This is a genomic window from Pigmentiphaga daeguensis (genome assembly GCF_039523035.1).
GTDB classification, from domain to species: Bacteria; Pseudomonadota; Gammaproteobacteria; order Burkholderiales; family Burkholderiaceae_B; genus Pigmentiphaga; species Pigmentiphaga daeguensis.
The window spans coordinates 18,594-43,431 of the sequence record NZ_BAAAEN010000024.1 but is presented as its reverse complement, the minus strand read 5'-3'; the positions used below and the strand labels follow the sequence as shown (position 1 = coordinate 43,431).

Below are 24,838 nucleotides of genomic sequence, written 5' to 3'. Positions count from 1 at the left end.
GGCATCCTCGATTCCAGCAACTCAATGAACCACGGAAATCGGATGGACGGATATGCGGCTGTTCTTGTGCGAGAAGCCCTCCCAGGGCAAGGATATTGGCCGGATTCTCGGCGCGACGCAGCGTGGTGAAGGCTGTCTCAACGGCACCGGCGTCACCGTCACCTGGTGCATCGGCCATCTCGTAGAAGCGGCAGCACCCGAGGTCTATGACGCGGCGCTCAAGCGCTGGTCACTGGAGCAGTTGCCCATCATTCCCCAGCAGTGGCGGGTCGAGGTCAAACCGAAGACCGCCACGCAATTCAAGGTCGTCAAGGCGCTTCTGGCGAAGGCGACCCATCTCGTCATCGCCACCGATGCCGACCGCGAGGGCGAGCTGATTGCCCGCGAGATCATCGACCTGTGCGGCTACCGTGGTCCCATCGAGCGTTTGTGGCTATCGGCACTCAACGATGCGTCGATCCGCACCGCGCTCGGCAAGCTGCGACCGTCGTCCGATACGCTGCCGATGTATTACTCGGCGCTGGCGCGTTCGCGGGCAGACTGGCTCGTCGGCATGAACCTCAGCAGACTTTTCACTGTGCTCGGGCGGCAAGCAGGCTACGACGGCGTGCTGTCGGTCGGACGTGTCCAGACCCCGACCCTGAAGCTGGTCGTGGACCGCGACCGCGAAATCGCGGCTTTCAAGTCGGTGCCGTTCTGGGGCATCGACGTGTCTCTGTCCGCAGAGGGTCAGGCTTTCGCCGCGCTGTGGGTTGCGCCCGATGGCTGCACCGACGACGCCGGTCGTTGCCTGCAACAGCCGGTCGCCCAGCAGGCGGCGCAGCAGATTCGCGCTGCGGGCAGCGTCCAGGTGGTGTCGATCGAGACCGAGCGCGTGCGCGAAGGCCCGCCGCTGCTGTTCGATCTGGGGACGCTTCAGGAGGTCTGTTCCAGGCAGCTCGGGCTGGACGTACAGGAAACGCTGGAGATCGCCCAGGCGCTGTACGAAACCTACAAGGCCACGACCTACCCACGCTCGGACTCCGGCTACCTGCCCGAAAGCATGTTTGCCGAGGTGCCCGCCGTCCTGGACAGCCTGCTCAAGACCGACCCGTCGCTGCGCCCGATCATGGGTCAGCTCGACCGCTCCCAGCGTTCGCGCGCCTGGAACGACGGCAAGGTCACGGCGCACCATGGCATCATTCCGACGCTCGAACCCGCGAACCTCTCTGCTCTGAGCGAGAAGGAACTGGCGGTGTACCGGCTGATCCGGGCGCATTACCTGGCGCAGTTCCTACCGCACCACGAGTTCGACCGTACCGTGGCTGAGTTTTCCTGCGGCCAGCAGATGCTGGTGGCCACCGGTAAACAGGTGGTCGTCAAAGGCTGGCGTCTGGTGCTGGCCGAACCGCAAGCGGATGAGGACGGCGACGACGCGGCGCGCAGCCAGGTGCTGCCCCCGCTGCGTGGGGGCCTGGCGTGCCAGGTGGCTGAGGTCGAGATCAAGGCGCTCAAGACGATGCCGCCCAAGCCCTACACCCAGGGCGAACTGGTCAAGTCGATGAAGGGCATTGCGCGCTTCGTGACCGACCCGCGCCTGAAGCAGAAGCTCAAAGACACGACGGGCATCGGCACCGAGGCGACGCGGGCCAACATCATCAGCGTGCTGATCGCCCGTGGCTACATCGTGAAGAAGGGGCGCTCCATTCGCGCATCGGATGCGGCGTTCACGCTGATCGACGCCGTGCCCGCAGCGATTGCAGACCCCGGCACGACGGCAGTGTGGGAGCAGGCGCTCGACATGATCGAGGCGGGACAGCTCACCCTGGACGTATTCCTCAGCAAGCAGGCCGCCTGGATTTCGCAGTTGATCGCGCAGTACGGCAGCATGTCCCTGTCCATCAAGCTTCCCCATGGGCCAGCATGTCCGCAGTGCGGCGCAGCGACGCGCCAGCGCACCGGCAAGAGCGGCCCATTCTGGTCGTGCAGTCGCTACCCCGACTGCAAAGGCACGCTGCCGGTCGAATCCGGTACGCCCAAGCGTGGCGCTTCGCGCTCGCGTAGCAGCGGCCGCAAAGGCGCCTGACTGACTCCGTTTCCCGTGGGCCGCGCCCTGTTTCAAAGGCGTGGCCCGTGTCCCGCACGCCCCTGCGGGTCGCCCAGCGCGCAACACCTTCTTGTCCGTGTGCGCGTCCCGCCCAGCCGTCCCCGGCTGCGGGACCTGAAGGTAGCTTTTCCGCGAACCGTCTCCCGCGTGTTCTGCTGGTCTGTGTTTCTCCCGCCCACTGCGAAGGGTCCCCCGATGGCTTACCAGGCAGCGCGAGCCACCCGGAGACCCTTTGTGGTCAGCGGTATTCGGTGCCGGTGCCCACCGGCGCAAAAACGGGCTCCCTTTGTGCGCGGATGTGCGCCAGACGATGCCGGCCCCAGCCACGACATGGGCCGGGTGTGATTGCTGATGAGCAGACGGTTCTAGCGACGACCGGGCCTGCAACAGCCCACGGGTGGTTATTTCCTCCCGAGCCGAAGGTCAGCGAGCCTTCGGCATCTTCATCTCGCCGATCAACGTTCCGAGCCAACGGCCGGCCACAGCAACAGGAAACCGACGCATGCAACAACCGGAGAAAGTACGAGCCGCGTTCGAGCGCGACCTTGGCAACAAGGTGCTGTTCATCAAAGGCGGCAAACTGCTGTTCATCGATGGCATCAATCTCAAGGCCATCGCCGACCGTAAGGCGTATTTCGCTTCGCTGCGTGCGCGGCAGGCGCAACCCATTGTGGTCCTGGCCGAACTGGGACAGGACGAGGCATTCGCCCTGTGGAAGCAGCATGTCCTGGGCGACACGACCGAGTGAGCCAACGCACCCACGCCCCCCCTGACAGCCCGCACTCGATGCGGGTTTTCTGTCTCTGCGCCCATCAATCCGGGCTGGGCCGAATGTCGTTTTCCAACTGACGCAGCGCGGCCCCCGGACGAAGCTGCCCGCATGTTCGCTGATTCGTCAGCACATGCCAGCAGCCATGGGTTCCAGGCTGCCGTGGGTTCTTCCCGCGTAACCCGCCAGTCCGTATCGCATCAAGTCTGCGGACACGCGTCCCCGTGACGCCGATGCTTTTTATCCACCGCGTGCGGGAGCTGCCATCCCGTGAGGGACAAGGCCCCGCTTTTCCAAGGAGCCTACCCATGTCCCACAAAGCCTCTTTCGGCCAGTTGGCCTTGACCTATTGCGGCAAGTTCCTGCCGCTCGAAGTCCTGCAAAGCGCCGCCGGCCACTACATCGGCACGCGCGATACCGAAGGTCCCGTTTCGCGGGAATCGCACGAGTACTTCCGCAGCCATGCGGCGGCTCAACGTGCCCTCGAAAGAGGCGGCTGGTCCCAGCTCGCCATTCCCTGATCCAACTGGAGGAATCACGCCATGAATCAACTGCTGCCGCAGGAAGTCGTCGATCAGATCATGCGGGAAGAGCAGCATTTCGCTGCCGCGCCCCAAGCCTTCTTCGAGGCATGGAAGCGTGGTGCCGAGATCGCTGGCCCCGAATGGTTCGGCGACGGCACCCGTGACGGCCTGAACCAGGCCAAAAGCAAGTGGGATCTGCGTCCCAACATGCTGCGGCTCAACGATGCCCTCGGTGTCCTGAGCAGCGGGCAACGCATGTTTCTGTCCGCCATGGTCAGCTTCTACAACGCGCACGATGGCGGTGCCATGCTCAAACGCTGCCACTTCCACGGGCTGTCGGACTTCGACGGTCTCGACTTGGAACGCCGCAAGGTCATTGCCGACCTGCTGGTGAACTACAGCGGCTGGTGAGCCAGTTTTCCGTGTACCTCCGCTTTCGTTCAATCCCCATGAGGGACATGCGCCCATTAGGCCATGTCCCTCGAATCACTTTCCATTGCCCAGTGCGAGGCCGATCCAAGACAAAGGATCAGCACCGCTTGACGCATTTCCGACTTTCAACCCACCGGGTCCAATTCCCGGTGGCGGGATTTGGCTCCATTATTCAATCTGGAGAGTTCCCATGTCCCAGAAATTCAATCCCTTTCTCCGCGGCTACTGGAATTTGAAAATCGTCCGCACGCTGTGCATCAGCTACGAGGACGGAAGCCCGCATGTCTGGCGAAACATCCACGCCAGCCAAGAACACCTCTCCGACGAGGAGCTGGTTTCATCGTCCTGCATCGTCACCAGCGATTTCGCCGTGGTCAACAATGGTCCTGACCCCGTGAGTGCCGAGGTGCTGGCCGAATGCGATGCCGGTGAAGGCGTCAGCGGCCAAGGCCTGATCGGCGCCGTGGTCTATGCCATCCATGGCGACGACTTCGACGGCCGTCCGGTCCACGTCGGTGACACCTATTCGGCCGAGGCCGCGCGGGACGTCGTGCAGCGCCTGAGTTTCGAGATCGGGTATTTCAGCCGGGCCTGGGAAATCAGTCGTGAGCACATCACCGTCGATACCTGGCACTACCTCGCCAACCTGGCAGACCTCGCCACGCCGGAGGCTTTCCTGTTCATCGCGTTCCGGGTTCCGTACAGCCCGGCGATCGGCATCAAGCTGATCTCCACGCCCTGGACGGACCAGAACCTGGAGCATGCCGAGGGCATCACCGCCGAGCAGCTTCGGCAGGAGCACCGGAACAAGGGCATGCCGGACGACCTGGCGAACATCCTTGAACTGGCTGGCCAGGCCGACGTGCGCATCCTGATCCTCGACGCCGACGCTTCCGTGCTACCGGGCCTGCCGCTGGCCGAGTCCTAGCAGCCGCGCGACGCGCCATCCTTCCTCTTTCTCCCCCATACCAGCCCGTCTCCTGCCCGGAGCCGGGCTGGTTCATTTTCACAGGAGCACCCTCATGTTCCCCGAACTCATCTCGCCCGCGCTCGACTTCGAGCATCAGCTTGGAGCCTGCGTCAACGCCATGGGCCAGGACGACGCCATCGGCCAGATCCTGGTATTCGAGCGCTTGAGCGGCATGCTGCACATGCGCCATATCGCCAGCGCCGATCTGGCAGGCACCGACATCGACGACTACGAAATGGTTGTTTTCGACGGTGGTAACACCGGCGGTGACACGTGGAAGCACGTGTTCTTTCCACGCCAGCGCGAACACTACTTCGTGTACCAAGCCTGACCACTCAGCCCCTTTCGAGGGGCCTTTTCTTGTCGCGACGCAGGAAAGCGGGTGCGGCGCGGTGCGGTTTCCTGAGCGCAGGCGGCTCACTCAAGGGCCATCCTTGCCCCATGTTCGTCGGCGTTGCCGACACATGCCCAGGCAGTCAAGACCTTCAAGGCTGCAAGCGCGGGAAACCGTGCTGGTTGTTTCTTCCTACGGACGCATCGCGCCCATTCACCCACAAGGGACCTCTCCCTTGCGGGCGGGGAATCCCTTGTTCTTCCTCAAGGAGATTCACATGGATCGCTCTCTTATCAAGACCCTGATGCCTTCGCTGGTCGCAGGCCATGTGCCCCGCAACGTGCGGTCGTTCAAGTACCGCGTGTTCGATGATCAGCCACAGTCCTCGACACTGGGCTTTGTCATCGATCCCCAGCCCTTCGACGGCAAGGTGGTCGCAGCCAGCGAGGACGCCATCGTCGTCAAGCTCAAGCCCAGCGAGTTCGCGGTACTCGATCCCAACCTGGTGACCAGCATTCCCAGCGAGGGCACCAAGGTGCATGTCCAACCCTATGCCCGTCGTCGTTTCGACGGTCTGCGTGCGGACACGCCAGAAGAGCGCACCGAGATGATGTCCGACGGCACTCCCTACACCGTCAAGACACACATCCTCGGCTCCGCGCCGGCCAAGCTGCCCATTCCCGAGCCGCAGTGTATGGAACTGGGTCAGCTCATCGAGCAGTTGGAGGAAATGTCGGCGCCCGACGGGTTCCGGCGCATCACCCACATGCTGGTCGATGCGGGCGCCCACGACTTCACCTGGGTCGATCCGAAGCCGGCCAAGATCATCGAAACGCCTCCGGCGATCAGTTTCACGGTTTCGACCGCGAAGTTCGACGGTCGGGTGACGATCCTCTACCAGCGCGGCAGCGATACCTATGCGGTGGAGCTGTGCCGCGACGGCGAGTTGGTCGATCGGCACGACGAGGTGTATTTCGACATGCTCGGCGAAGTGCTGGAGCGGCTCATCGACGACGGGCGCTGGCGTCTGATCGATGTGAGCGTGATCGGCGCGGAGACGTCCCGACGGCGCCGCACTGTACCGGCGTGACACCGCGAAAAAACAGGCAACATGCCCCCCACAGGCTCTCCCTCCATTCGGAAGGAGGGCCTTTTTTCTGCCGTGTGAGATTTCATCAAAGGGAATCGCCCGAATGCCGATTGATGGCTGTCTCGCGCGCGAGGCCCGGCCATGCTGAGCCCATGCCTGCTGACGTTGTCAGCGACATGCCAGGCAACCATCGGTCTTCGAGGTTGCGGCGCAGTTCCCACTGCGTGACCGAGCCAGCTCGCACCGCATCCATCCGCGAGCGGCCACCAGTCTCTGGTGGTGGATGCTTTCGCCTTATCAACCCATCGCGGGGTTACGCACCTTTCCCCGCAGCGTGGGGCCGGTGTGTCTCCGCTTCATCCCTATGGAGATTCACCATGAGCACCACGTCCAACGAGAAATCGTATTTCGACCTCCACACCTCGGGCATCGGCTACATCCAGCGTGCCCGTGAAGTGCCTGTTCGGGGCGGCCGCCGTGCGCAGCCTTTCCTGGCGTGTACCATCGCCGCGCTGGTCGGTTCCGCGAAGGACCCCAGCTATCGCTATTTCGACGTCAAGGTCTCGGGTGCCGAGGCCAAGAAGCTGGTCGAGCGCTACATCGGCGTTGACGATCCCAAGCAGCGCCCGCTGGTGCGCTTTCGCCTCGGCGACCTGTGGGGCGATGCGTACATCCGCGACAAGGGTGAGCAGAAAGGCCAAGCCGCCGCGTCCCTCAAGGCGCGACTGCTCAAGGCCGAGCCATTTGACCGGGCCGAACTGGCTTCGATCAGGCAACACGAGCTGATCACCCGCGGCATCGGCTACCTCAGCCGTCCGAAGGACGTCACACCCAAAGATGGCGACCCGTTCCTCTCTTGCACCGTCGCCGCTCTGGCCGGGCCTGTCGATGAACCGGAGTATCGGTACTTCGACACCATCGTCACCACCCCTGAAGCCGAGCATCTGGTTCGCCGGTGCGTGCAGGCCATCGAGGGGGACTGCAAGGTGCTGATCGCTTTCCGTCTCAACGACATGAAGATCGATCCGTACATCCGCACCAAGGGTGAGCGCGCTGGGGAACCGGCCGCAAGCCTGGAATCGACACTGATCCACATCGGCCTGATCAAGATCGACGGCACCAAGGTCTATCCGACGAGCCCCGCGCAAGCAGATTCGCCGCCGGCCCAGGACGCTCCCGCGCCCGAAGCCGAGGACGCCGCCCCCGCTGCCGATCAGCCTGCCGAGCCCGCCGAGCGCGAGCCCGAAGGTGAAGTCGAGGAGCAGGAGCCGGCATTGGCTGCTTCGTTCTGATCGGCAAGGCCCTCGCGGGCCTTGTCGTTTTCCCAATCGCTAAGGAGAACCATCATGGCAGTCACATCGGCGCCCGCGAAATCGGTTTCGCCCATCGTCGTCCCCGGCCAGCTCACGTTGCGCACCATCCGCGGCAAGAACGGCCCCTTCACGGTCGGTCGCCTCGCCACGCACCTCGGTACGTTCGAGGTCAAGGACCCGGAGCTGGAGCAATACCCCGAAGGCAAGTACGACGGGGAGTTCATCATCAGGTACATCTTCCCGAAGTCCTACCCGGTCGGTGGCGGCATGCGCTTCGAGATCCGCGCCAGCCTGGACGGAATGACGCTCTACGACATCGACAAACTGAGCCGTGACGAAGCACGCAGCTTCGCCACCCAGGACCTCGATCCACTTGATGAAGAGCTAGGCGCACAGCCTGCAACAACACCGGCAACACCGGCCAAGCCCAGCAAAACCTCCAGGCCCGCCAAGCCCGCACCCGTACAGGCATCCACAGACCCGCTGGTCGATACCACGCCCTTCGGCGTGGATGCGCCGACGCCCGCTGCGGCACCTGCTCCCGGCAGTACCGAAGATGGCGACGCCGCGCTGTTCAGCTTGCTCTGGCCGCTGGGCGAGTCCGTGAAACTGGATTCGACCATCGACCGCCGCACCCTGCGCACGCAGATCGCCCGCCTGGGCGAACTGGGCTACGCGCTGGACTTCAAGACGCAGGAGTGGAGCCGCCAGGCCGAACTGCAACCTGCGTAGTACTGGGCACCGCATCTGCGGTGTGCTTCATCCACCCGCTGGGGGTCTTCCCCACCGGGGAGGCTTCTGGCTCAATTTTTCCAGGAGGCCTCTCATGGGCTGGTATTTCTCACCCCAATCGCGGTCTGAACTGATCGCGGAGTTGATCGCACCGCAAGAGACCGAACGCGCCAGCGTCAAGGTCATCGCCCACGCACTGCGTGGCAACGTCCTCTGGTCTGTTGTGCAAGTGACGGCCAAGGCCGAAGGCGTACACCGTGATCTCGCACCGGGCCAGTCCCTGTGCACCATCCGCTGCGATCTGTTGGAACGCAGCGGCGGCCAGTGGGGCTACAAGCAGCTGGACGAATCCATGCACCCGTACTACTACTCGTGCCCGTTGTCCTATCTGGACCTCGCACCGGAGCAGTCCGCCGACTGGCGTGCAGGCGTTCGCGCTTACCACGCACGGCGGCGCACATCCAAGGAAGCCACAGCTCCAGCTACGGCGCTGACGGTCTGAGTCAGGGACGCCTTTTTTCCACCCCAAGGGGCAGCACTTGCCCCTGCGGGCGGTGCTGTTCCCGTTCACCCGAGGACACCACCATGCCCGCAACCACTTCTTCCACCACGCTGTACCGCATCGACGAATGCCCGGACGTGATGGCCGACGCTTGCGTCGGCGATGAGCAGGGCAATCTGATCTTCCTGTCGATCTGGGCGCGGGACACCGCCGTCCAGCAGTTCCTGGCTCGCCTGACCCTCGGGCGCGACGAGCAGGGCCTGGAGCAGTTCCACGTCATCACCGACCAGGGCAGCAGCGTCCCGGTGTTCGTCAGCAACGTCGATCGCCTGGAAAAGCGCATGACCCGCGCCTACCGGCGAACGCTGTTCGGTTCGCTGTCCAACGTGTGGCTGTTCGATCGGCGCTGCGTCAAGCCCGACAAGGCCAACGCCAGCGCACTGGCATTGCTGCCCCGCGATAGCGACCACCGGCTTGACCGCCTGTGGACGTTGGTGCAGGACACCTGCCCACTGCCGTTGCTCGACCACTGGCGCGAAACCGTGCTGGAACTGCTGCAAAGCCGCGAGATGCTGACCCGTCTGCCATTCGCCCTCGGGCCTTTGGTGGGCCATCGGCTCGCCATCGACGTGCCGGCGCTGACCCTGGCGCTCGGCTCGCTGATCCGCAGTGACGTGCTCACCGCCTATCCCTATCCGGCCAAGATTTGGACGCCGGAAACGGTAGCGGCTTGACCCACCTGCGCAGGCACGCCAAGGCGCGCCTTCGCCAATCATCCCCGCCAACCAGGAGACTTCCATGGCGCTCATGTTCCCGCGGCTCGCCCGCAATTTCGTGAAGAACGGGTATTTCCCGACCGACGAACCAACGCTCGAAAGAGCCCTCAATGCACTGATGCCCAGTGCGCCTGAATCCAATGGGCCGATGTGCATCCTCGATCCCTGCGCCGGCGAAGGCGTGGCGATTGCCGAAGCGGCTCATGCCCTCGGGCGCGAGCATGCCAAGGCGTTCGCCGTCGAGTTCGACGCAGAGCGGGCGCGCCATGCCCGCGGCCTGGTCGATCACTGCCTGCACGCGGACCTGATGGACACGATGATCTCCAAACAGTCCTTTGGGCTGCTCTGGCTCAATCCGCCGTATGGCGACCTGTCCAAGGACGTCAACGGCAACATTGGCTATCAGGGTCAGGGCCGTGCCCGCCTCGAAAAACTGTTCTACCAGCGCACGCTGCCCCTGTTGCAGTACGGCGGCGTGCTGGTCTTCATCGTTCCCGGCTACGTGCTCGACGCCGAGCTGGTCGGCTGGCTGACACGCCACTACACCGATCTGCGGATCTACCGAGCGGTGGAAACGCAGTTCAAGCAGGTGGTGATCTTCGGTCGCCGGGTGCGCCAGCGCGAGCAGACGCCCGATGGCGTCAAGGCCGTGCGCAATCTGCTGCTGCAGGTTGGGCTTGGCGAAGTCGAAGCCGAGGAGCTGCCGAGCGAATGGCCGTTCCTGCCGTACATCGTCCCCACCAGCCCGGCAGAGCCGGGGCATTTCTTCCGCGTGACGATGGAGCCGGAGCAGTTCGCCGATGAGGTTGGCAGGCTGCAAGGCCTCTGGCCGTCGCGGGATACGCAGTTGGGGGCCGCGCAGCAGACGCTGCGTCCACCGGCGCGGGCCTTGTCCCACTGGCATCTCGCCCTGGCTTTGGCCGCAGGCGCGATCTCGGGAGTCGTGCAATCCAAGACGGGGCGCGTGCTCGTCGTCAAAGGTGATACCCACAAGGACAAGACGCTCCAGCGGGAATTCACCGAACGCGACGACGGCTCCATCGCCGAAACCCGCATCCTCACCGACAAGTTCGTTCCTGTCATCCGTGCATGGGACATGACGCCTGGCTCCGCCACGCGGGGCGAGGTGTTGACCATTCGCTGATCGTTTCTCCACCGCCGGCGGTTCGCCGTCGATTTTTTCCACCCACCGGGGTCCAGTCGCCCCGATGGGGTGCCGTGGCCCCTCCATCTCCAGGAGCCTTCCATGGCAGCCCAAGCACTTTCCATCAGCCAGACCCCGAGCCTGCGCTTCTCGCCCGGCCAGGTGGTCATGACCTGCGGCGTCGATGACCTGATCCAACAGGGCCAATTCAACCCGATTCCGTATCTGCGCCGCCACCTCGGTGGCGATTGGGGCGACCTCGACGACAGCGACAGGCGGCAGAACGATGCCGCGCTGAAGTCCGGTGAGGATCGCCTGTTCTCTTCCTACCAGGTCACACCCGGCCTGAAGCTCTGGATCATCACCGAATGGGATCGCAGCGTCACCACGCTGCTGTTGCCCAGCGAGTACTGATCTTCTCCAACGCGGGGCCACCGACACCCCTCAAGGGTGCTGTAGCCCCTCTACTCAGAAGAAAGCCACATGACATCCAACCAACATGACAAGCATCGCCGCAAACGGCTGTTCGAGATCGGTGCACTGGAGTTCAGCGAAGGCGTCGAACGCCTGATGAACGAAGGCCGGCTCGATCCCATGCGGTTTTTCGAACGCCACATGCGTGGCGACTGGGGCAACGTCGCCGACTACCAATGGCAACAGAACAACGCTGCGTTGGAGTCTGGTGAACGCCTCGATTCGTTTTACGTCGTCACCCGTGACCTGAGCATCCGCATCTTCACCGAAGCAGATCGCAGCGCGACCCGCATCGTGCTGCCGTCCGAGTACTGACCGCGAGTTGTCACCGCAGGCCACGAGCGCCTGCACTGTCCAACCACCGACGGTTCGCCGTCTCTCTTCCCACCACGGGGCATGCCATCGCCCCGCTGGGGTGGTGCATGTCCCATTTTTCTTTGGAGCATCACCATGTCCGTTGATCTCGACACCACCGCCAACGATGCAGCGCCCGTACAGGGCGAACTGCTCGAAGCGGAATCCAACCCTCTCACCCTGAGCCTTCAGGTTTTCGTCGGCGAGTTCGGCGACGAACTGCTCGATTCTCTCAACCGCGCCAACCCGCCGGTCTATGCCGGTCAAGCACAGGCGCAGCGGCAACTCGTCGTTGCCAGCCTCAAGCGCAAGCTGTTCCAGGCCCAGGCTGAAGTTGTCCATGCCGCCGCCGAGCTGCTGGTCGATCAAGGCGAGCGCGCTGCGATCGTCAATGGCGAAATGGGCTGCGGCAAGACGACCGTCGGCATCGCCACGGCCGCCGTGCTCAACGCCGAAGGCTACCGCCGCACCCTGGTGCTTTCGCCTCCCCACCTGGTTTACAAGTGGCGGCGTGAGATCCAGGAGACGGTGGCCGGCGCCAAGGTCTGGGTGCTCAATGGCCCGGACACGCTGGTCAAGCTCATCAAGCTGCGCGAGCAGTTGGGTGTGCAGCCCACGGGCCAGGAGTTTTTCATCCTGGGGCGCGTCAGGATGCGGATGGGGTTCCACTGGAAACCTGTCTTCACCCAGCGGCGCACCCGCCACGGCGACGTGGCAGCCTGCCCGGACTGCGGCACACTCATCACCGACCTCGACGGCGAGCCGGTCAACCCGGTCGCGCTCGAAGCCGAGGAGTCCCGCAGGAAGTGCAGCCACTGCGCCGCGCCCCTGTGGACGCTGATCCGCCCGCGTAGCCTGTCCGGCAGCGACCAGTCCTCGGTCGTCCTCAAAGCCTTGAAGCGCATCCCGACCATCGGGGAAGTCACCGCACAGAAGCTGATGCAGAAGTTCGGTGACGGCTTCCTGGCCTCGATGCTGGGCGACAACATCCATGAGTTCATCAACCTCATGGATGGCAACGGCGAGCTGGTGTTTTCCGACCGTCAGGCCACGCGCATGGAACGTGCGATGGCCAACATGGAGTTTGGCTTTGGCGAAGGCGGCTACCAACCGTCCGAGTTCATCAAACGCTACCTACCGCAAGGCACGTTCGACCTGCTCATCGCCGACGAGGCGCACGAGTACAAGAACGGTGGCAGTGCCCAGGGCCAGGCCATGGGCGTGCTGGCGGCGAAGGCTCGCAAGACCTTGCTGCTGACCGGCACGCTGATGGGCGGCTACGGCGATGATCTGTTCTACCTGCTGTTCCGGGCACTGCCCGGACGGATGATCGAAGACGGCTACCGCCCGACCACGAGCGGCAGCATGACCTCGGCTGCGATGGCATTCATGCGCGATCACGGCGTCCTCAAGGACATCTACTCCGAGAGCGCCGGCACGGCGCACAAGACAGCCAAGGGCACCAAGGTATCGGTGCGCACGGTCAAGGCTCCCGGCTTCGGCCCGAAAGGCGTCTTGCGCTGCATCCTGCCGTTTACGATTTTCCTCAAGCTCAAGGACATCGGTGGCAACGTCCTGCCGCCGTATGACGAGGAGTTTCGTGAAGTCCAGATGGACGTGGCGCAAGCTGCGGCCTACCGCGATCTGGCGGGTCGGCTGACCGCAGAACTGAAACAGGCTCTGGCGCGACGCGATACGACCTTGCTGGGGGTGGTGCTCAACGTGCTATTGGCCTGGCCGGATTGCTGCTTCCGGTCGGAGACCGTGGTGCATCCGCGCACGCGCAACACCTTGGCGTTTGTCCCGGCTCAGTTCAATGAGTTCGAGATCAGCCCCAAGGAGCGCGAGCTGATCGACATCTGCAAAGCGGAGAAGGAACAGGGGCGCAAGGTTCTGGCCTACACGGTCTATACCGGAACGCGCGACACCACGTCACGCCTGAAGGGGCTGCTGGAGCAGGAAGGATTCAAGGTGGCGGTACTGCGCGCAAGCGTGGATGCCAGCCGCCGCGAGGACTGGATCGCCGAGCAACTGGACCGGGGCATCGACGTGCTCGTCACCAATCCCGAGCTGGTCAAGACGGGGCTGGACCTGCTGGAGTTCCCGACGATTGTGTTCATGCAAAGTGGCTACAACGTGTACTCGCTCCAACAGGCAGCACGCCGCTCCTGGCGCATTGGGCAGAAACAGCCCGTGCGCGTGATCTACCTCGGCTACGCCGGTTCCTCGCAGATGACCTGCCTGGAACTGATGGCCAAGAAGATCATGGTCTCGCAGTCCACCTCGGGCGATGTGCCCGAATCGGGGCTGGATGTTCTGAACCAGGACGGTGATTCCGTCGAGGTCGCACTGGCTCGGCAGTTGGTCGCTACCTAATTTCCACGCCATCGCCGGCCTAGCGCCGCCGGCTTTCTGTTCTTCCCACCTTGCAGCCACGTCCCGCAGTCTCCGCAGGACGTGGCTGCGTCCTTTCAGATTCAGTGTGGACTCTCTTTGGAGAAACGATTGGTTACTGGCTAAACTCACATGAGCAGAATCGGGGGAGCCAATGCAGATTGCAAAAGTCAAGGTCGAAAAGTTTCGTGGGATTGAATCCGGCATCGTGACGCTGTCAGGCCACAGCGTATTTCTCGGTGACAACAACGTCGGGAAGTCAACGCTGCTGGAGGCCATAGATCTCGTCCTCGGCCCGGAACGGCTCTCCCGAAGACCCGTCATCGACGAGCACGACTTCCACGCCGGGCGCTACCTGGATGAAGAGGGAGATCCGGTTCTCATTCGGATTGAAGTTATCGTCAGTGACCTGTCCGCCGAGCAGCAGCGACACTTTCGTGACCACATCGAGTGGTGGTCCGCCACGGAAAAGACGCTACTCGTAGGCCCGCCCCCGGAAGGCACGGATGCGTCAGACGTGTCGGCCGCGCTGCGGGTGTTTTTCGAGGGTCGCTACGACAAGGAAGAAGACGACTTCACGGGCAATACTTTCTTCGCGACCCCAGTGCTAGCTGAAGGTACTCACCCAACTTTCAAAACGACCGACAAGCGCAAGTGCGGCTTCCTGTACCTCCGGACGCTGAGGACAGGGGCGCGGGCATTGAGCCTGGAGCGCGGGTCGTTGCTTGATGTCATCCTCAGGCTTCAAGACAAGCGCGTGACGATGTGGGAAGACCTGCTGAACGAGTTGCGCAAACTCCCCGTGGCCGATAAGCCGGAACTCGGCATCGCCCCGCTCTTGAAGGACGTCCAGGACGCTGTTCGCCGATTCGTTCCTTCTGACTGGGCAGAGGAACCTCACATGCGCGTGTCGGATCTCACTAGAGAGGCCCTGCGCAAGGATTTGACCGTTTTCATGGGCACCGGCGCGAAACGTCCGGACGGCAGCACCTATTGCGCGCCATATCACCATCAGGGCACCGGCACGATCAATACACTGGTGCTGGCGCTGCTATCCATCATCGCGGGCCTGAAGCAGAACGTCATCTTCGCGATGGAGGAGCCCGAGATCGCCCTTCCGCCACATACCCAGAAGCGCATCGTTAACAGCGTGCGCGAGACGTCGGCACAGGCGCTTTTCACGTCGCACTCGCCCTATGTGCTCGAAGAATTCGCGCCGTCCGAGATGCATGTGCTGCGGCGTGACGGGGGCAAGCTTTCTGCGATGCTGGCGACATACCCACCAGCGGTCAAGCCCAAGGCATACAAGGCAGAGTTCAGGGCCCGCTTCTGTGAAGCGCTGCTTGCCCGATATGTACTTGTTGTCGAAGGTCGAACGGAGTTCGATGCGATACCTGCAGCGGCGCGCCGGCTTAACGACTTGAACCCCACAGAATACAAGACGCTTGAGGCCCTGGGGGTGGCCGTCATCGATGCGCAAACCGATGCGCAGGTTGCGCCTCTCGGCAAGTTCTTTAGAGACTTGGGCAAGACGGTCTTTGCTGTGTTCGACAAGCAGGAACCAGCCGCTTCCGCTGCCATCAAGGCCGCCGTGCACCACTCATTTGAATCTGCCGAGAAAGGTTTCGAGAACGTAGTGCTGCACCACACCGCGGAGGCAGCCCTTCGTCGATATGCGCTCAGCCTCGTCGCGGAGAACGCGTGGCCGAACCATCTGATCGCCAAAACTCCTAACGCCGCCCAGACCGTGGAGCAAATTCGCGACGCATTGCGGCAATTCTTTGGCTGGGCCAAGGGAAGCGGCGATGCCGGCGACTTGCTCGGGTGCTGCACCGAGGCGGAGATGCCGCAGTATGTCCGGGACACGCTGCGGGTGATCCACATCACCGTCGAACCTCCGCCGCTGCCACCCGTGCCGTCAGCGGCGGCAGCACCGTTCGATGACGAAGAGTTATGACGGTCGAACAAGACTGGACACCGCAGAAGAGGGACTTTCTGCAAAGCACGGGGCACGTGCTCGCCATGGGTGGTCCAGGCTCCGGAAAGACGCATGTCGCCCTGGTCAAAGCCAGGGACGAGATTCGATCAGCAAAGCTCCTATCAGGCCAGCGCATCCTGTTTCTCAGCTTCGCGAGGCCCACAGTGGCACGGGTCCTTGAGAAAGCCAAGGAACTCATCACCGCGGATGATCTGAGACTTCTAGATGTCAACACCTATCACGGCTTCGCATGGAGCGTTCTGCGAAGTCATGGCTATCTGCTCAACAACGGAAAGCCGCTCCAGCTCCTACCACCTCCCGAGGGCTCCGCGCGCTTGGCTCACTTTGCCAAGGAGCAGCATCACCAGGAGAAGTTGCGCCTTTTCCATGAAGAGGGGCTGCTCCACTTCGACCTCTTCGCCCAGTTGACGGCTGAACTGCTGCGCCGCAGCCGGCGGCTGGCAGGTATCTACACAGCGACCTACCCGATACTCGTCGTGGACGAGTTCCAGGACACGAACGCCGACGAATGGGCGATGGTCCGCGAGCTTGGACGCGGCTGCAGGATCATTGCCTTGGCCGACCCCGACCAGCGTATTTACGAATTCCGCGGCGCCGATCCTCAGCGGCTCAAGGAATTCGTGGACCAGTTCGACCCCTTGCCAGTCGAGTTTGAAGGGGAGAATCATCGCAGTGCCGGAACCGACATCGCAACGTACGGTTCAGACTTGCTCACCGGGAAAAACAAGGGCGCCGTCTATGCCAATGTGTCGGTGGTCGAGTACGGCGTGTACTACGGAAGGGGTCCGCATTTCCATGCGAAGGCCCAGCTCATCCAGGCAATCAAGCGACTTCGCAAGGAGCCGGCCTGGTCCATCGCAGTGCTCGTCCCATCCAAGGCCTTCATGCTTCAAGTGTCCGACTACCTCTCCGCGGAGTCCGATGGCATGCCCAACCTTCGCCACGAGGTGGCGATGGACGCGGAATCCCCGGCGCTTGCGGCAAACGTCATCGCCACGCTAATGGAAGGAGGCCCTTCGGAGCTTCTGGCTGCGCGGCTACTCTCCGCCTTACATACCCACATCCGGGGCCGCAGTGGCACCAAACGCCCTGCGCAGGCGGAACTCGACATGGCCGACGCCATCGACCAATACTTGGTCTCCGGAAAGATCCGCGGCAAGAATCGCCAAGCGTTGATCAGCGAGTGCGCGCGCCTAGCAGCGCTTCGCCAGGACGTCGTATTCACCGGCCATCCTGAAGAAGACTGGTTGACTGCGCGGGGGCTTCTCGCGACGTCTGCCGTTGGCCAACTGTCGCGCGTTGCCGCTGATGCCAAGTATCTCCGCCTGCTTCACAAGGGCTCAAACCTGCGGGCGTCTTTGTCAGAGCTTTGGAGATCCCAAGGACAGTATGTCGGCGCTATCGAAGCTGTCCGGGGCGCTTTGCTGCAGGAGCATTTCACAGCAGCCGCCAAGGAATGGCGTGGAGTTCATCTCATGACCATTCACAAAGCAAAGGGTAAGGAGTTTGACGAGGTACTGATTTACGAAGGGCGATATGCTGGACGAATTGTGCCTGCGAATGCAGATACTTCTCGTCAAAGCCAAGCCCTTTTGGCACTGCGGGTCGCAGTCACAAGAGCTATGAAGAGAGCAACAATCCTGACGCCATCGGGAGACCGCAGCATTTTTTTGTAATCAGCTGGTAGCGAGTACTGTCCAAATCAGCACGGTCTTCGCATGTTTCTGAAAAAGCGGTCGTCCATCAGTCCGCATTCCTAGCTGACCGCTCAACGGCGCTCCGCCAAGGTATCGGCATCGCAACAGAAGAGCCGATGCCATGCCCGCAATCCCTGTATCCCGGCGTCTGGTCGGCGCTGGTCTCCTGGCCGCAGCGCTGGCCAGCGGCTGCGCGACCACCACCGCGCCGCTGGTGCCAGACGCCATAGAAGGCGTCTCCTCCGCTCCCGAACCCGAGGCACCCGAGTTCATTCCCGTCGTGCGCTATGGCCGCTACACGCTGGTCGAGCTGGCACCCACGGCGGCGCAGCGTGACTTGCTGTTGCAGACCATCGACGTGTCCATGCCCGAGGATGCCCGCGCCACGGTGGGCGATGGGCTGCGGCATGTGCTCAAACGCAGTGGCTACCAGCTTTGCGAGACGCCCAGCGCCGTGACCGAGTTGTATGCGCTGCCGCTGCCGGCGGCGCACCGGCATCTTGGCCCCATGACCTTGCGCGATGCGCTGCTCACCCTGGCCGGCCCGGCCTGGGAACTGCATGCGGATGAACGGGCACGGCAGATTTGCTTTGAGCAGCCTGGAGGCAGTGCGACCGCCGAGCACGCACACGAGCCGCCTGTTGCCGAGGCGGTGCAGACGTTTCCGCTGATGCCTTCGGTTTCGGGAGGCCAGCCATGAATACCGCGCAGGCTCCCCGGCGCCCGATCTCCGCCGTGGTGTTGCAGAGCCTAATGTGGCTCTGGCTGATCAGCCTCAGCGTTTTCGCTGCCCTGAGCTACCAGACCATGAACGACCAGGCCGACCAGACGCTGCTTGATTCCCGCCTGCAACGTCTCGAAGCGCAGGCGGTGGGCCTGGCCGAGACGATCGAGGCCATCCAGCAGCGTCCAGTCGTCGCAACAGCGGCAGACCTCAAAGATACCCGCGAACGCCTGGAAGCACGCGCCGCCCAGGTCGAGACAACGCTGAGCGGCTATGCCGCTGCCGAAGACTTTCAGGCGCTTCGTGCGGAAGTCGAGCAGATCAAGGCACGCCCAAGCGCCCTGCGTGCCGCAGCGCCCGCCCAGCCGCGCTCACCGAGCAGGCCCACCGCCAAACCAGAACCGCCGCCACTGCCGTTCCGCATCGTCGGCGCCGAACTTCGCGCCGGCCAGCGCAGCCTGTCCGTCACACCGAATAACGGGAACTTCACGCCCGACCAGCTTCAAGTGCTGCTTCCCGGCGATGCCGTCGGCCCGTGGCGCCTGCAGGCAGTCGAGGGCAACACTGCGGTGTTCCAGGCCGGCGACCAGACCCGTCGCATGGCGATTCCCTGAGCGGAGCACGTTACATGAGGCCGTCCATCATCCTTTCCGCGCTCCTGCTCGCGTCTGCCCAGTTGCCCGCCTGGGCGCAGCAGCCGGCCACGGCCTCCGCCCGCAATGCGCAGAGCCAGGAGCGCCTCCTTGTCGCCCGCATCCTGGACGACCGGGTGGCAAGCGACTGGGGCCTGCAACCGCAGGAGTGGGCGCGCTATCGCGAACTGATGGACGGGCCGTTGGGCATCTACTCGCCCAACCTGGACCCGCTGTCCGCCCTGGGCATCGAGGCGCGCACCGACGAGGAACGGCGCCGTTACGCCGAACTGCAGGTGCAGGTCGAAGCGCGCCGCGTCGAGAAGCTGCTCGCCTACCAGCGTGCCTACGACGAGGCCTGGCAGCGCCTGAATCCCGGCATGCAGCGAGTGAACCTGCCTGACGACAAGCCCAACGCGGGTGCCGAACGCGGCTCCGGCCGCACGGCGGTGTTCGTCAAGGACGGCTGCGCGGCCTGCGGGCAGCTCGTGCAGCGCCTGCAATCCTCCGGCACCGAGTTCGACCTGTACATGGTTGGCAGCCGCCAGGACGACACACGTATTCGCGACTGGGCCAAGCGTGCGAACGTCGATCCGGTGCGCGTGCGCAGCGGTGGCATCACGCTCAACCATGATGGCGGGCGGTGGCTGTCGCTGAGCTTGCCCGGAGACCTTCCTGCGGTCGTGCGCGAGGTGAACGGTCAATGGCAGCGCCAGCCATAGCGGCCACCTCCGTTTCGCAGTGCTTGCGCGCACTGGTGATCGCGGCGGGCCTGTGCGCCTGCGCCGCCCATGCCCAGGAGCTTCCGCCACCGGCTTACCAGCTTGCCGCACAGCGCGCGGGCATCCCCTCGACGGTGCTCTACGCCGTGGCCTTGCAGGAAAGCGGCATCCGCCGCAACGGGCGCATCGTCCCGTGGCCGTGGTCCCTCAACGTCGCCGGTCAGTCGCGCCGCTTCACCACCCGTGCCGACGCCTGCGCTGGTTTGCAGCAGGCAATGCGCGCCACGCCGCACACACGCATCGACGCGGGCCTGGGCCAGATCAACCTCGGCTACCACCAGCAGCGCTACGCCAGCCCGTGCGACCTGCTCGACCCATACAGCAACCTCGCCATCGCCGCTGAAATCCTGAAGGAGCAGCACGTCACTGGCGAGGACTGGTTACTGGCAATCGGTCGCTACCACCGTCCTGCGGGCGGAGAGCCTGCCGCCCGCTATCGGCGCAGCGTGTCGCGCCACCTTGCCCGTGTGCAGGGCACGCGCCCAATCGCTGCGGCCCTCGCCGCGCACCTGGAGACATCCCCATGACGAAGTTCCCTCTGGCCAACCTCACACTGAAGTGCCTGCTCGTGCTGCTGGCGGCTCTGCCGCTGGCCTCGCGTGCCGGAGAGCCGCTGATCGTGGTCGAAGACCGTGGCGGCACGTCGGCGCTGCCGTACTACGAGGCTCTGAACCTTCAGCCGCGCGCCGATGCCCCGGCCCGACCGCCCATCCCGATGCTCCCGGTGCCCGCCACGCCCATGGACGAGGCCGCGATGTTGCCGGTGCGCAGTGCCAAGCTCACGCCTGGCACCGTCGCGCGGCGGGTGATCGAGGCACCGGGCCTGCGGCCTTTCGTGGTCGTCGGCGACGACGCGGCGTCCCACGCCTGGCTGCGCAGCCAGGCAACATCGCTGCGCGAGCGCGGCGCGGTGGGTCTGGTGGTTAACGTCGAGACCGTGCAGGGCCTGGCACGGCTGCGCACCCTGGTGCCCGGCATGCCCCTTGCGCCTGTGGCCGGCGACGACCTGGCCGAGCGCCTGGGTCTGCGGCATTACCCGGTGCTGATCACAGCCACCGGCATCGAGCAATGAAGCCATGTCGGGGAAACAGCCGGTCGAGGTTTTGCTGCGCCCAGCGGTGGAGTTCTATACCGTCGCGGCGTGTGCAGGCGCCGCGTTTCTGTCCCTGGTGGCCCCGTGGTCGCTCGCGCTGAGCCCCGCAATGGGCGTCGGCAGTGCGCTGGCGTTCTGCGCCTACGGTGCCATTCGCTACCGCGATGCCCGCGTCATCCTGCGCTACCGGCGCAACATTCGCCGCTTGCCGCGCTACGTGATGACCAGCAAGGACGTGCCGGTCAGCCAGCAGCGTCTGTTCGTCGGGCGGGGGTTTCTGTGGGAGCAGAAACACACCCATCGGCTGATGCAGACGTACCGACCGGAATTTCGCCGCTACGTCGAACCAACGCCGGCCTACCGGCTGGCGCGCAGGCTGGAGGAACGGCTGGAGTTCGCGCCGTTCCCGCTGTCCCGGCTGCCTGCGCTCACGGGCTGGGATGTGCCTTTCAACCCGGTGCGCCCGCTGCCGCCTGTGGGCGGCCTGCCGCGCCTGCACGGCATCGAACCCGATGAGGTGGACGTCAGCCTGCCGCTGGGTGAGCGCGTCGGGCATTCGCTGGTGCTGGGCACCACGCGCGTGGGCAAGACGCGGTTGGCCGAGTTGTTCGTGACCCAGGACATCCGGCGCAAGAACGCCGACGGCGAGCACGAGGTCGTCATCGTCATCGACCCCAAGGGCGACGCCGATCTTTTGAAACGGGTGTACGTCGAGGCCAAGCGTGCGGGCCGCGATGGCGAGTTCTATGTCTTCCATTTGGGCTGGCCGGACATTTCCGCGCGCTACAACGCCGTGGGCCGCTTTGGGCGCATCAGCGAGGTGGCCACCCGTGTTGCAGGACAACTCTCCGGCGAAGGCAACAGCGCGGCATTTCGCGAGTTTGCGTGGCGCTTCGTCAACATCATCGCCCGCGCCCTGGTGGAACTGGGGCAGCGCCCGGACTACATGCTGATCCAGCGCCATGTGATCAACATCGACGCGCTGTTCATCGAATATGCCCAGCACTACTTCGCCAAGACCGAGCCCAAGGCATGGGAGGTGATCGTCCAGATCGAGGCCAAGCTCAACGAGAAGAACATCCCGCGCAACATGATCGGGCGCGAAAAGCGCGTGGTGGCGCTGGAGCAGTACCTCTCGCAGGCGCGCAACTACGACCCGGTGCTCGACGGCCTGCGCTCGGCAGTGCGCTACGACAAGACCTACTTCGACAAGATCGTCGCATCGCTGCTGCCGCTGCTGGAGAAGCTCACCAGCGGCAAGATCGCCCAGCTTCTGGCTCCGAACTACTCCGACCTGGCCGACCCACGCCCGATCTTCGATTGGATGCAGGTGATCCGAAAGCGCGCCGTGGTCTATGTCGGCCTGGATGCGCTGTCCGATGCCGAGGTCGCTGCGGCGGTCGGCAATTCCATGTTCTCCGACTTGGTTTCGGTCGCCGGTCACATCTACAAGCACGGGATCGACGACGGCCTGCCGGGCGCATCGGCTGGTACGCGCGTGCCGATCAACGTCCATGCCGATGAGTTCAACGAGTTGATGGGCGACGAGTTCGTCCCGCTGATCAACAAGGGCGGCGGCGCTGGACTGCAAGTCACCGCGTACACGCAGACCCTCTCGGACATCGAGGCCCGCATCGGCAACCGGGCGAAGGCCGGTCAGGTGATCGGCAACTTCAACAACCTGTTCATGCTGCGCGTGCGCGAGACGGCTACCGCTGAATTGCTGACCCGGCAATTGCCGAAGGTCGAGGTCTATACGACCACCATCGTCAGCGGCGCGACCGACAGCTCCGACATTCGTGGAGCGACAGACTTTACGTCAAACACCCAGGATCGCATCAGCATGTCCAGCGTGCCGATGATCGAGCCATCGCACGTCGTCGGCCTGCCCAAAGGCCAGTGCTTCGCGCTGCTGCAGGGTGGCCAGCTTTGGAAGGTTCGCATGCCGTTGCCCGCGCCAGACCCGGATGAAGTGATGCCGGCGGACTTGCAGCAACTGGCCGGACACATGCGCCAGAGCTACAGCGAGGCCACGCAGTGGTGGGAGTTCACCAGCTCCCCGGTCTTGCAGGACGCGGCCTTGCCGAACGACCTGCTCGATGAGGCGGCCATCGCCACACCCATCACCGACACGGGCGACACGGCCAGCGAAGAGGCCGCGCCATGAGCGACGCCGCCTCGACTGCGCAGCGTGAGCAGAACCGTCGCCAGGGCCTGATCGTCGGCACCATTACCTTGCCGTTCCGGCTGCTCGGGGTGCTGGTCGGCTCGCTGCTGTTCTCTATCCTGATGGAGTGCATCGGCATGCACCTGTTCTGGAAGGATCAAGGCTGGCAGCACTCTCAGCAAATGTTGCAGTACGAGCTGGGGCACCTGTCCAAGCATTTCACGCGCAGCGTAGTCGTGCAGGAGCCGGGGCGCACGGCGCACGAGTTGGTGGACACTGGCTACGAATGGGTGTTCGTGCGATCGGGGCTGCTGGAGCGCATGAGCCAGACCGCCGAGCGCGCCCGTGCGCCCAGCCAGGGGAAAAACCAGGACGGAGGGCGCAACTTCCGCTACTTCATCAGCCAGGTCTATGTCTGGACGGAGAGCTACCTGATCGCCGCAGCCTTCACGACGCTTACTTTCCTCGTGCGCCTGCTGGTCCTGGCGCTCACGCTGCCGCTGATCTTCACAGCAGCGTTTGTTGGTTTGATCGACGGCTTGGTGAGGCGTGACGTTCGCCGGTTCGGCGCGGGCCGCGAATCCGGCTTCATCTACCACCGAGCGAAAGCCAGTCTGATGCCGCTGGCCGTGCTGCCCTGGGTGACGTACCTGGCGCTACCGATCTCGGTGCATCCGCTGCTGATCCTGCTGCCCAGCGCCGGCTTGCTGGGGCTGGCCGTGAGCCTGACTGCAGGGAGCTTCAAGAAGTATCTCTAGGCCATCAATCCGGTCATCCGCAGGTTCTTATTGTTTGCGGCCTGATACGCCTCTGATCGCCACGATCAAGCCATTGCTGATCACACAGGAATGGCGCGATGTTGGCTCCGATCTGGCTGCGCGCCGCGTATCGCGGCGTGCCCACTTTTCTCGTGACTGCCCTGCTGCTGGGGCAGTCTTCGATGGCGTTGGCCGAATCCCCAGCACAGCGCCAGGAGCTGGTCGCTGCGCTGCGCCAGCTCGATGCGCTGGAGCGCACCGTCGCGGGCGGCGCTGCACAGGTTCCCATCCAGCCGGGCGAGCGCTACCACTTCGATTACCCACGACTGCTGGCTGATCTGGCGCGTGTGCGCGCCGGCATCCAGGCCCATCTCACACCGTCGCGCGCCCAGCCACGCGACCTCTCCGAACTGGCTGGTGAGTACCGCACCGAGCGGACCGCCCCGCCATCGCTGCCGACGACTGCGCAGGGCAGACCATGAACGGCGCCCAGGTCTCGGCATTTCAAGCCAACAGCGGTATCGCGCCGTCCGCGATGGCGACCGTTCTGGTCGGCATCGTGTTTGCGGTTCTGCTCGTCTGGGGCGTCTGGGCCATCCGAACGGCCTACGTGGGGTGGGCCGAGAACCGCCTCAACCAACGCCAGTTCCTCGGCGTCTGCATCCGCTTCGTCGCGATGTACCTCGTCATGACGTTCTTCCTCCTCTCCTGACCTGAAGGGATTGACCATGCCAAACCGCATCCTCACTACTCGTTTTGTCCAACGCGCCGCCGTCGCCCTGGGTGCCGCCGCGCTGCCCGCGCTGTCGTTTGCGCAAGGTCTGCCGCAGCTGGAAAACCCGACCCGCGGCGCCGGCAGCGGCATCATGGAAACAATCAGGAACTACGGCTACGACATCATCATGCTCGTGGCCCTCCTGGTGGTGGCGTCGATGTTCATTGGCGTGTGCTACCACGCCTACGGCACCTACGCGGAAATCCACACCGGTCGCAAGACTTGGGGGCAGTTCGGTCTCACGGTCGCCATCGGCGCCGTCCTGCTCGTGATCGGCATCTGGCTGCTCACCGAAGCCACCGGCATCCTGTAAGCGA

General features: G+C 63.9%; 26 protein-coding genes and 1 pseudogene. All 27 read left to right on the top strand.

All coding sequences use genetic code 11. The features are described 5' to 3' along the window. Positions 1-52: 52 nt before the first annotated feature. The gene (locus ABD104_RS23900; RefSeq protein ID WP_343928345.1) at positions 53-2,065 is read left to right on the top strand and encodes a DNA topoisomerase III; all 2,013 of its coding nucleotides are present in this window, start codon (positions 53-55) and stop codon (positions 2,063-2,065) included. Positions 2,066-2,603: 538 nt separating this feature from the next. Then, a pseudogene (locus tag ABD104_RS23895) lies at positions 2,604-2,834 on the top strand (hypothetical protein); the annotation flags it as partial. Positions 2,835-3,163: 329 nt separating this feature from the next. Next, the gene (locus tag ABD104_RS23890; protein ID WP_003158617.1) at positions 3,164-3,376 is read left to right on the top strand and encodes a hypothetical protein; all 213 of its coding nucleotides are present in this window, start codon (positions 3,164-3,166) and stop codon (positions 3,374-3,376) included. 21 nt (positions 3,377-3,397) lie between these two features. Next, on the top strand, positions 3,398-3,790 hold the full coding sequence (locus ABD104_RS23885) for a hypothetical protein (protein ID WP_343928344.1): 393 nt from the start codon (positions 3,398-3,400) through the stop codon (positions 3,788-3,790). Positions 3,791-4,001: 211 nt separating this feature from the next. Continuing rightward, positions 4,002-4,739, top strand: a complete 738-nt coding sequence (locus tag ABD104_RS23880) for a DUF5983 family protein (RefSeq protein WP_343928343.1) — start codon at positions 4,002-4,004, stop codon at positions 4,737-4,739. A gap of 94 nt (positions 4,740-4,833) precedes the next feature. Continuing rightward, positions 4,834-5,112: a uridylate kinase gene (locus tag ABD104_RS23875; protein ID WP_343928342.1), complete on the top strand. Its 279-nt coding sequence runs from the start codon at positions 4,834-4,836 to the stop codon at positions 5,110-5,112. A gap of 280 nt (positions 5,113-5,392) precedes the next feature. Then, a complete protein-coding gene (locus ABD104_RS23870; RefSeq protein ID WP_343928341.1) occupies positions 5,393-6,205 on the top strand; it encodes a GTPase in 813 nt (270 codons plus the stop codon). A gap of 377 nt (positions 6,206-6,582) precedes the next feature. Beyond that, complete coding sequence (locus tag ABD104_RS23865) at positions 6,583-7,497, top strand: DUF3577 domain-containing protein (protein ID WP_343928340.1); 915 nt, start codon at positions 6,583-6,585, stop codon at positions 7,495-7,497. Positions 7,498-7,551: 54 nt separating this feature from the next. Further along, positions 7,552-8,250, top strand: coding sequence for a DUF3275 family protein (locus ABD104_RS23860; protein ID WP_343928339.1), 699 nt, complete (start codon positions 7,552-7,554; stop codon positions 8,248-8,250). Between the two features lie 94 nt (positions 8,251-8,344). After that, complete coding sequence (locus tag ABD104_RS23855) at positions 8,345-8,752, top strand: hypothetical protein (protein ID WP_343928338.1); 408 nt, start codon at positions 8,345-8,347, stop codon at positions 8,750-8,752. 83 nt (positions 8,753-8,835) lie between these two features. Further along, positions 8,836-9,486: a hypothetical protein gene (locus tag ABD104_RS23850; protein ID WP_343928337.1), complete on the top strand. Its 651-nt coding sequence runs from the start codon at positions 8,836-8,838 to the stop codon at positions 9,484-9,486. A 40-nt stretch (positions 9,487-9,526) separates the two neighbouring features. Further along, a complete protein-coding gene (locus tag ABD104_RS23845) occupies positions 9,527-10,672 on the top strand; it encodes a DUF6094 domain-containing protein (protein WP_313301107.1) in 1,146 nt (381 codons plus the stop codon). Positions 10,673-10,774: 102 nt separating this feature from the next. Further along, complete coding sequence (locus ABD104_RS23840) at positions 10,775-11,086, top strand: hypothetical protein (protein WP_012251142.1); 312 nt, start codon at positions 10,775-10,777, stop codon at positions 11,084-11,086. Positions 11,087-11,155: 69 nt separating this feature from the next. After that, positions 11,156-11,461: a hypothetical protein gene (locus tag ABD104_RS23835; RefSeq protein ID WP_343928336.1), complete on the top strand. Its 306-nt coding sequence runs from the start codon at positions 11,156-11,158 to the stop codon at positions 11,459-11,461. A gap of 135 nt (positions 11,462-11,596) precedes the next feature. Continuing rightward, positions 11,597-13,876 carry a helicase-related protein gene (locus tag ABD104_RS23830; protein WP_033990589.1) on the top strand — a complete coding sequence of 760 codons (2,280 nt, stop codon included), beginning with the start codon at positions 11,597-11,599 and terminating at the stop codon, positions 13,874-13,876. Positions 13,877-14,048: 172 nt separating this feature from the next. Next, a complete protein-coding gene (locus tag ABD104_RS23825; protein ID WP_012205971.1) occupies positions 14,049-15,851 on the top strand; it encodes an ATP-dependent nuclease in 1,803 nt (600 codons plus the stop codon). Continuing rightward, on the top strand, positions 15,848-17,569 hold the full coding sequence (locus ABD104_RS23820; protein WP_108233287.1) for a UvrD-helicase domain-containing protein: 1,722 nt from the start codon (positions 15,848-15,850) through the stop codon (positions 17,567-17,569). The genes ABD104_RS23825 and ABD104_RS23820 overlap by 4 nt, the downstream gene beginning before the upstream one ends. Positions 17,570-17,711: 142 nt before the next feature. Next, the gene (gene pilL2 / locus ABD104_RS23815) at positions 17,712-18,290 is read left to right on the top strand and encodes a PFGI-1 class ICE element type IV pilus protein PilL2 (protein ID WP_012205973.1); all 579 of its coding nucleotides are present in this window, start codon (positions 17,712-17,714) and stop codon (positions 18,288-18,290) included. Next, positions 18,287-18,928 carry a hypothetical protein gene (locus ABD104_RS23810; protein ID WP_343928335.1) on the top strand — a complete coding sequence of 214 codons (642 nt, stop codon included), beginning with the start codon at positions 18,287-18,289 and terminating at the stop codon, positions 18,926-18,928. Before pilL2 ends, ABD104_RS23810 begins: the two co-directional genes overlap by 4 nt. Before the next feature lie 14 nt (positions 18,929-18,942). Then, entirely contained in the window at positions 18,943-19,668 is a 726-nt protein-coding gene (locus ABD104_RS23805) for a TIGR03759 family integrating conjugative element protein (protein ID WP_343928334.1), read from the top strand. Continuing rightward, positions 19,650-20,255, top strand: coding sequence for a transglycosylase SLT domain-containing protein (locus ABD104_RS23800; protein WP_343928333.1), 606 nt, complete (start codon positions 19,650-19,652; stop codon positions 20,253-20,255). The genes ABD104_RS23805 and ABD104_RS23800 overlap by 19 nt, the downstream gene beginning before the upstream one ends. Then, a complete protein-coding gene (locus ABD104_RS23795; RefSeq protein ID WP_008266518.1) occupies positions 20,252-20,800 on the top strand; it encodes an integrating conjugative element protein in 549 nt (182 codons plus the stop codon). The genes ABD104_RS23800 and ABD104_RS23795 overlap by 4 nt, the downstream gene beginning before the upstream one ends. Positions 20,801-20,804: 4 nt before the next feature. Beyond that, entirely contained in the window at positions 20,805-22,988 is a 2,184-nt protein-coding gene (gene traD / locus ABD104_RS23790; RefSeq protein WP_033940518.1) for a type IV conjugative transfer system coupling protein TraD, read from the top strand. Then, positions 22,985-23,746 carry a TIGR03747 family integrating conjugative element membrane protein gene (locus tag ABD104_RS23785; protein ID WP_343928332.1) on the top strand — a complete coding sequence of 254 codons (762 nt, stop codon included), beginning with the start codon at positions 22,985-22,987 and terminating at the stop codon, positions 23,744-23,746. The genes traD and ABD104_RS23785 overlap by 4 nt, the downstream gene beginning before the upstream one ends. Before the next feature lie 98 nt (positions 23,747-23,844). Further along, positions 23,845-24,228, top strand: a complete 384-nt coding sequence (locus tag ABD104_RS23780; RefSeq protein ID WP_343928331.1) for an integrative conjugative element protein, RAQPRD family — start codon at positions 23,845-23,847, stop codon at positions 24,226-24,228. Beyond that, positions 24,225-24,458: a TIGR03758 family integrating conjugative element protein gene (locus ABD104_RS23775; protein WP_012205981.1), complete on the top strand. Its 234-nt coding sequence runs from the start codon at positions 24,225-24,227 to the stop codon at positions 24,456-24,458. The genes ABD104_RS23780 and ABD104_RS23775 overlap by 4 nt, the downstream gene beginning before the upstream one ends. Before the next feature lie 16 nt (positions 24,459-24,474). Then, positions 24,475-24,834: a TIGR03745 family integrating conjugative element membrane protein gene (locus tag ABD104_RS23770; protein ID WP_012205982.1), complete on the top strand. Its 360-nt coding sequence runs from the start codon at positions 24,475-24,477 to the stop codon at positions 24,832-24,834. Positions 24,835-24,838 lie beyond the last annotated feature (4 nt).

Coding starts and splice junctions, on each gene's coding strand:
- ABD104_RS23825 (WP_012205971.1), top strand. CDS start 14,049: ATGCAGATTGCAAAAGTCAAGGTCGAAAAGTTTCGTGGGATTGAATCC.
- ABD104_RS23885 (WP_343928344.1), top strand. CDS start 3,398: ATGAATCAACTGCTGCCGCAGGAAGTCGTCGATCAGATCATGCGGGAA.
- ABD104_RS23770 (WP_012205982.1), top strand. CDS start 24,475: ATGCCAAACCGCATCCTCACTACTCGTTTTGTCCAACGCGCCGCCGTC.
- pilL2 (WP_012205973.1), top strand. CDS start 17,712: ATGCCCGCAATCCCTGTATCCCGGCGTCTGGTCGGCGCTGGTCTCCTG.
- ABD104_RS23855 (WP_343928338.1), top strand. CDS start 8,345: ATGGGCTGGTATTTCTCACCCCAATCGCGGTCTGAACTGATCGCGGAG.
- ABD104_RS23830 (WP_033990589.1), top strand. CDS start 11,597: ATGTCCGTTGATCTCGACACCACCGCCAACGATGCAGCGCCCGTACAG.
- ABD104_RS23800 (WP_343928333.1), top strand. CDS start 19,650: ATGGCAGCGCCAGCCATAGCGGCCACCTCCGTTTCGCAGTGCTTGCGC.
- ABD104_RS23795 (WP_008266518.1), top strand. CDS start 20,252: ATGACGAAGTTCCCTCTGGCCAACCTCACACTGAAGTGCCTGCTCGTG.
- traD (WP_033940518.1), top strand. CDS start 20,805: ATGTCGGGGAAACAGCCGGTCGAGGTTTTGCTGCGCCCAGCGGTGGAG.
- ABD104_RS23835 (WP_343928336.1), top strand. CDS start 11,156: ATGACATCCAACCAACATGACAAGCATCGCCGCAAACGGCTGTTCGAG.
- ABD104_RS23865 (WP_343928340.1), top strand. CDS start 6,583: ATGAGCACCACGTCCAACGAGAAATCGTATTTCGACCTCCACACCTCG.
- ABD104_RS23880 (WP_343928343.1), top strand. CDS start 4,002: ATGTCCCAGAAATTCAATCCCTTTCTCCGCGGCTACTGGAATTTGAAA.
- ABD104_RS23850 (WP_343928337.1), top strand. CDS start 8,836: ATGCCCGCAACCACTTCTTCCACCACGCTGTACCGCATCGACGAATGC.
- ABD104_RS23860 (WP_343928339.1), top strand. CDS start 7,552: ATGGCAGTCACATCGGCGCCCGCGAAATCGGTTTCGCCCATCGTCGTC.
- ABD104_RS23900 (WP_343928345.1), top strand. CDS start 53: ATGCGGCTGTTCTTGTGCGAGAAGCCCTCCCAGGGCAAGGATATTGGC.
- ABD104_RS23775 (WP_012205981.1), top strand. CDS start 24,225: ATGAACGGCGCCCAGGTCTCGGCATTTCAAGCCAACAGCGGTATCGCG.
- ABD104_RS23870 (WP_343928341.1), top strand. CDS start 5,393: ATGGATCGCTCTCTTATCAAGACCCTGATGCCTTCGCTGGTCGCAGGC.
- ABD104_RS23875 (WP_343928342.1), top strand. CDS start 4,834: ATGTTCCCCGAACTCATCTCGCCCGCGCTCGACTTCGAGCATCAGCTT.
- ABD104_RS23780 (WP_343928331.1), top strand. CDS start 23,845: ATGTTGGCTCCGATCTGGCTGCGCGCCGCGTATCGCGGCGTGCCCACT.
- ABD104_RS23890 (WP_003158617.1), top strand. CDS start 3,164: ATGTCCCACAAAGCCTCTTTCGGCCAGTTGGCCTTGACCTATTGCGGC.
- ABD104_RS23840 (WP_012251142.1), top strand. CDS start 10,775: ATGGCAGCCCAAGCACTTTCCATCAGCCAGACCCCGAGCCTGCGCTTC.
- ABD104_RS23820 (WP_108233287.1), top strand. CDS start 15,848: ATGACGGTCGAACAAGACTGGACACCGCAGAAGAGGGACTTTCTGCAA.
- ABD104_RS23805 (WP_343928334.1), top strand. CDS start 18,943: ATGAGGCCGTCCATCATCCTTTCCGCGCTCCTGCTCGCGTCTGCCCAG.
- ABD104_RS23785 (WP_343928332.1), top strand. CDS start 22,985: ATGAGCGACGCCGCCTCGACTGCGCAGCGTGAGCAGAACCGTCGCCAG.
- ABD104_RS23810 (WP_343928335.1), top strand. CDS start 18,287: ATGAATACCGCGCAGGCTCCCCGGCGCCCGATCTCCGCCGTGGTGTTG.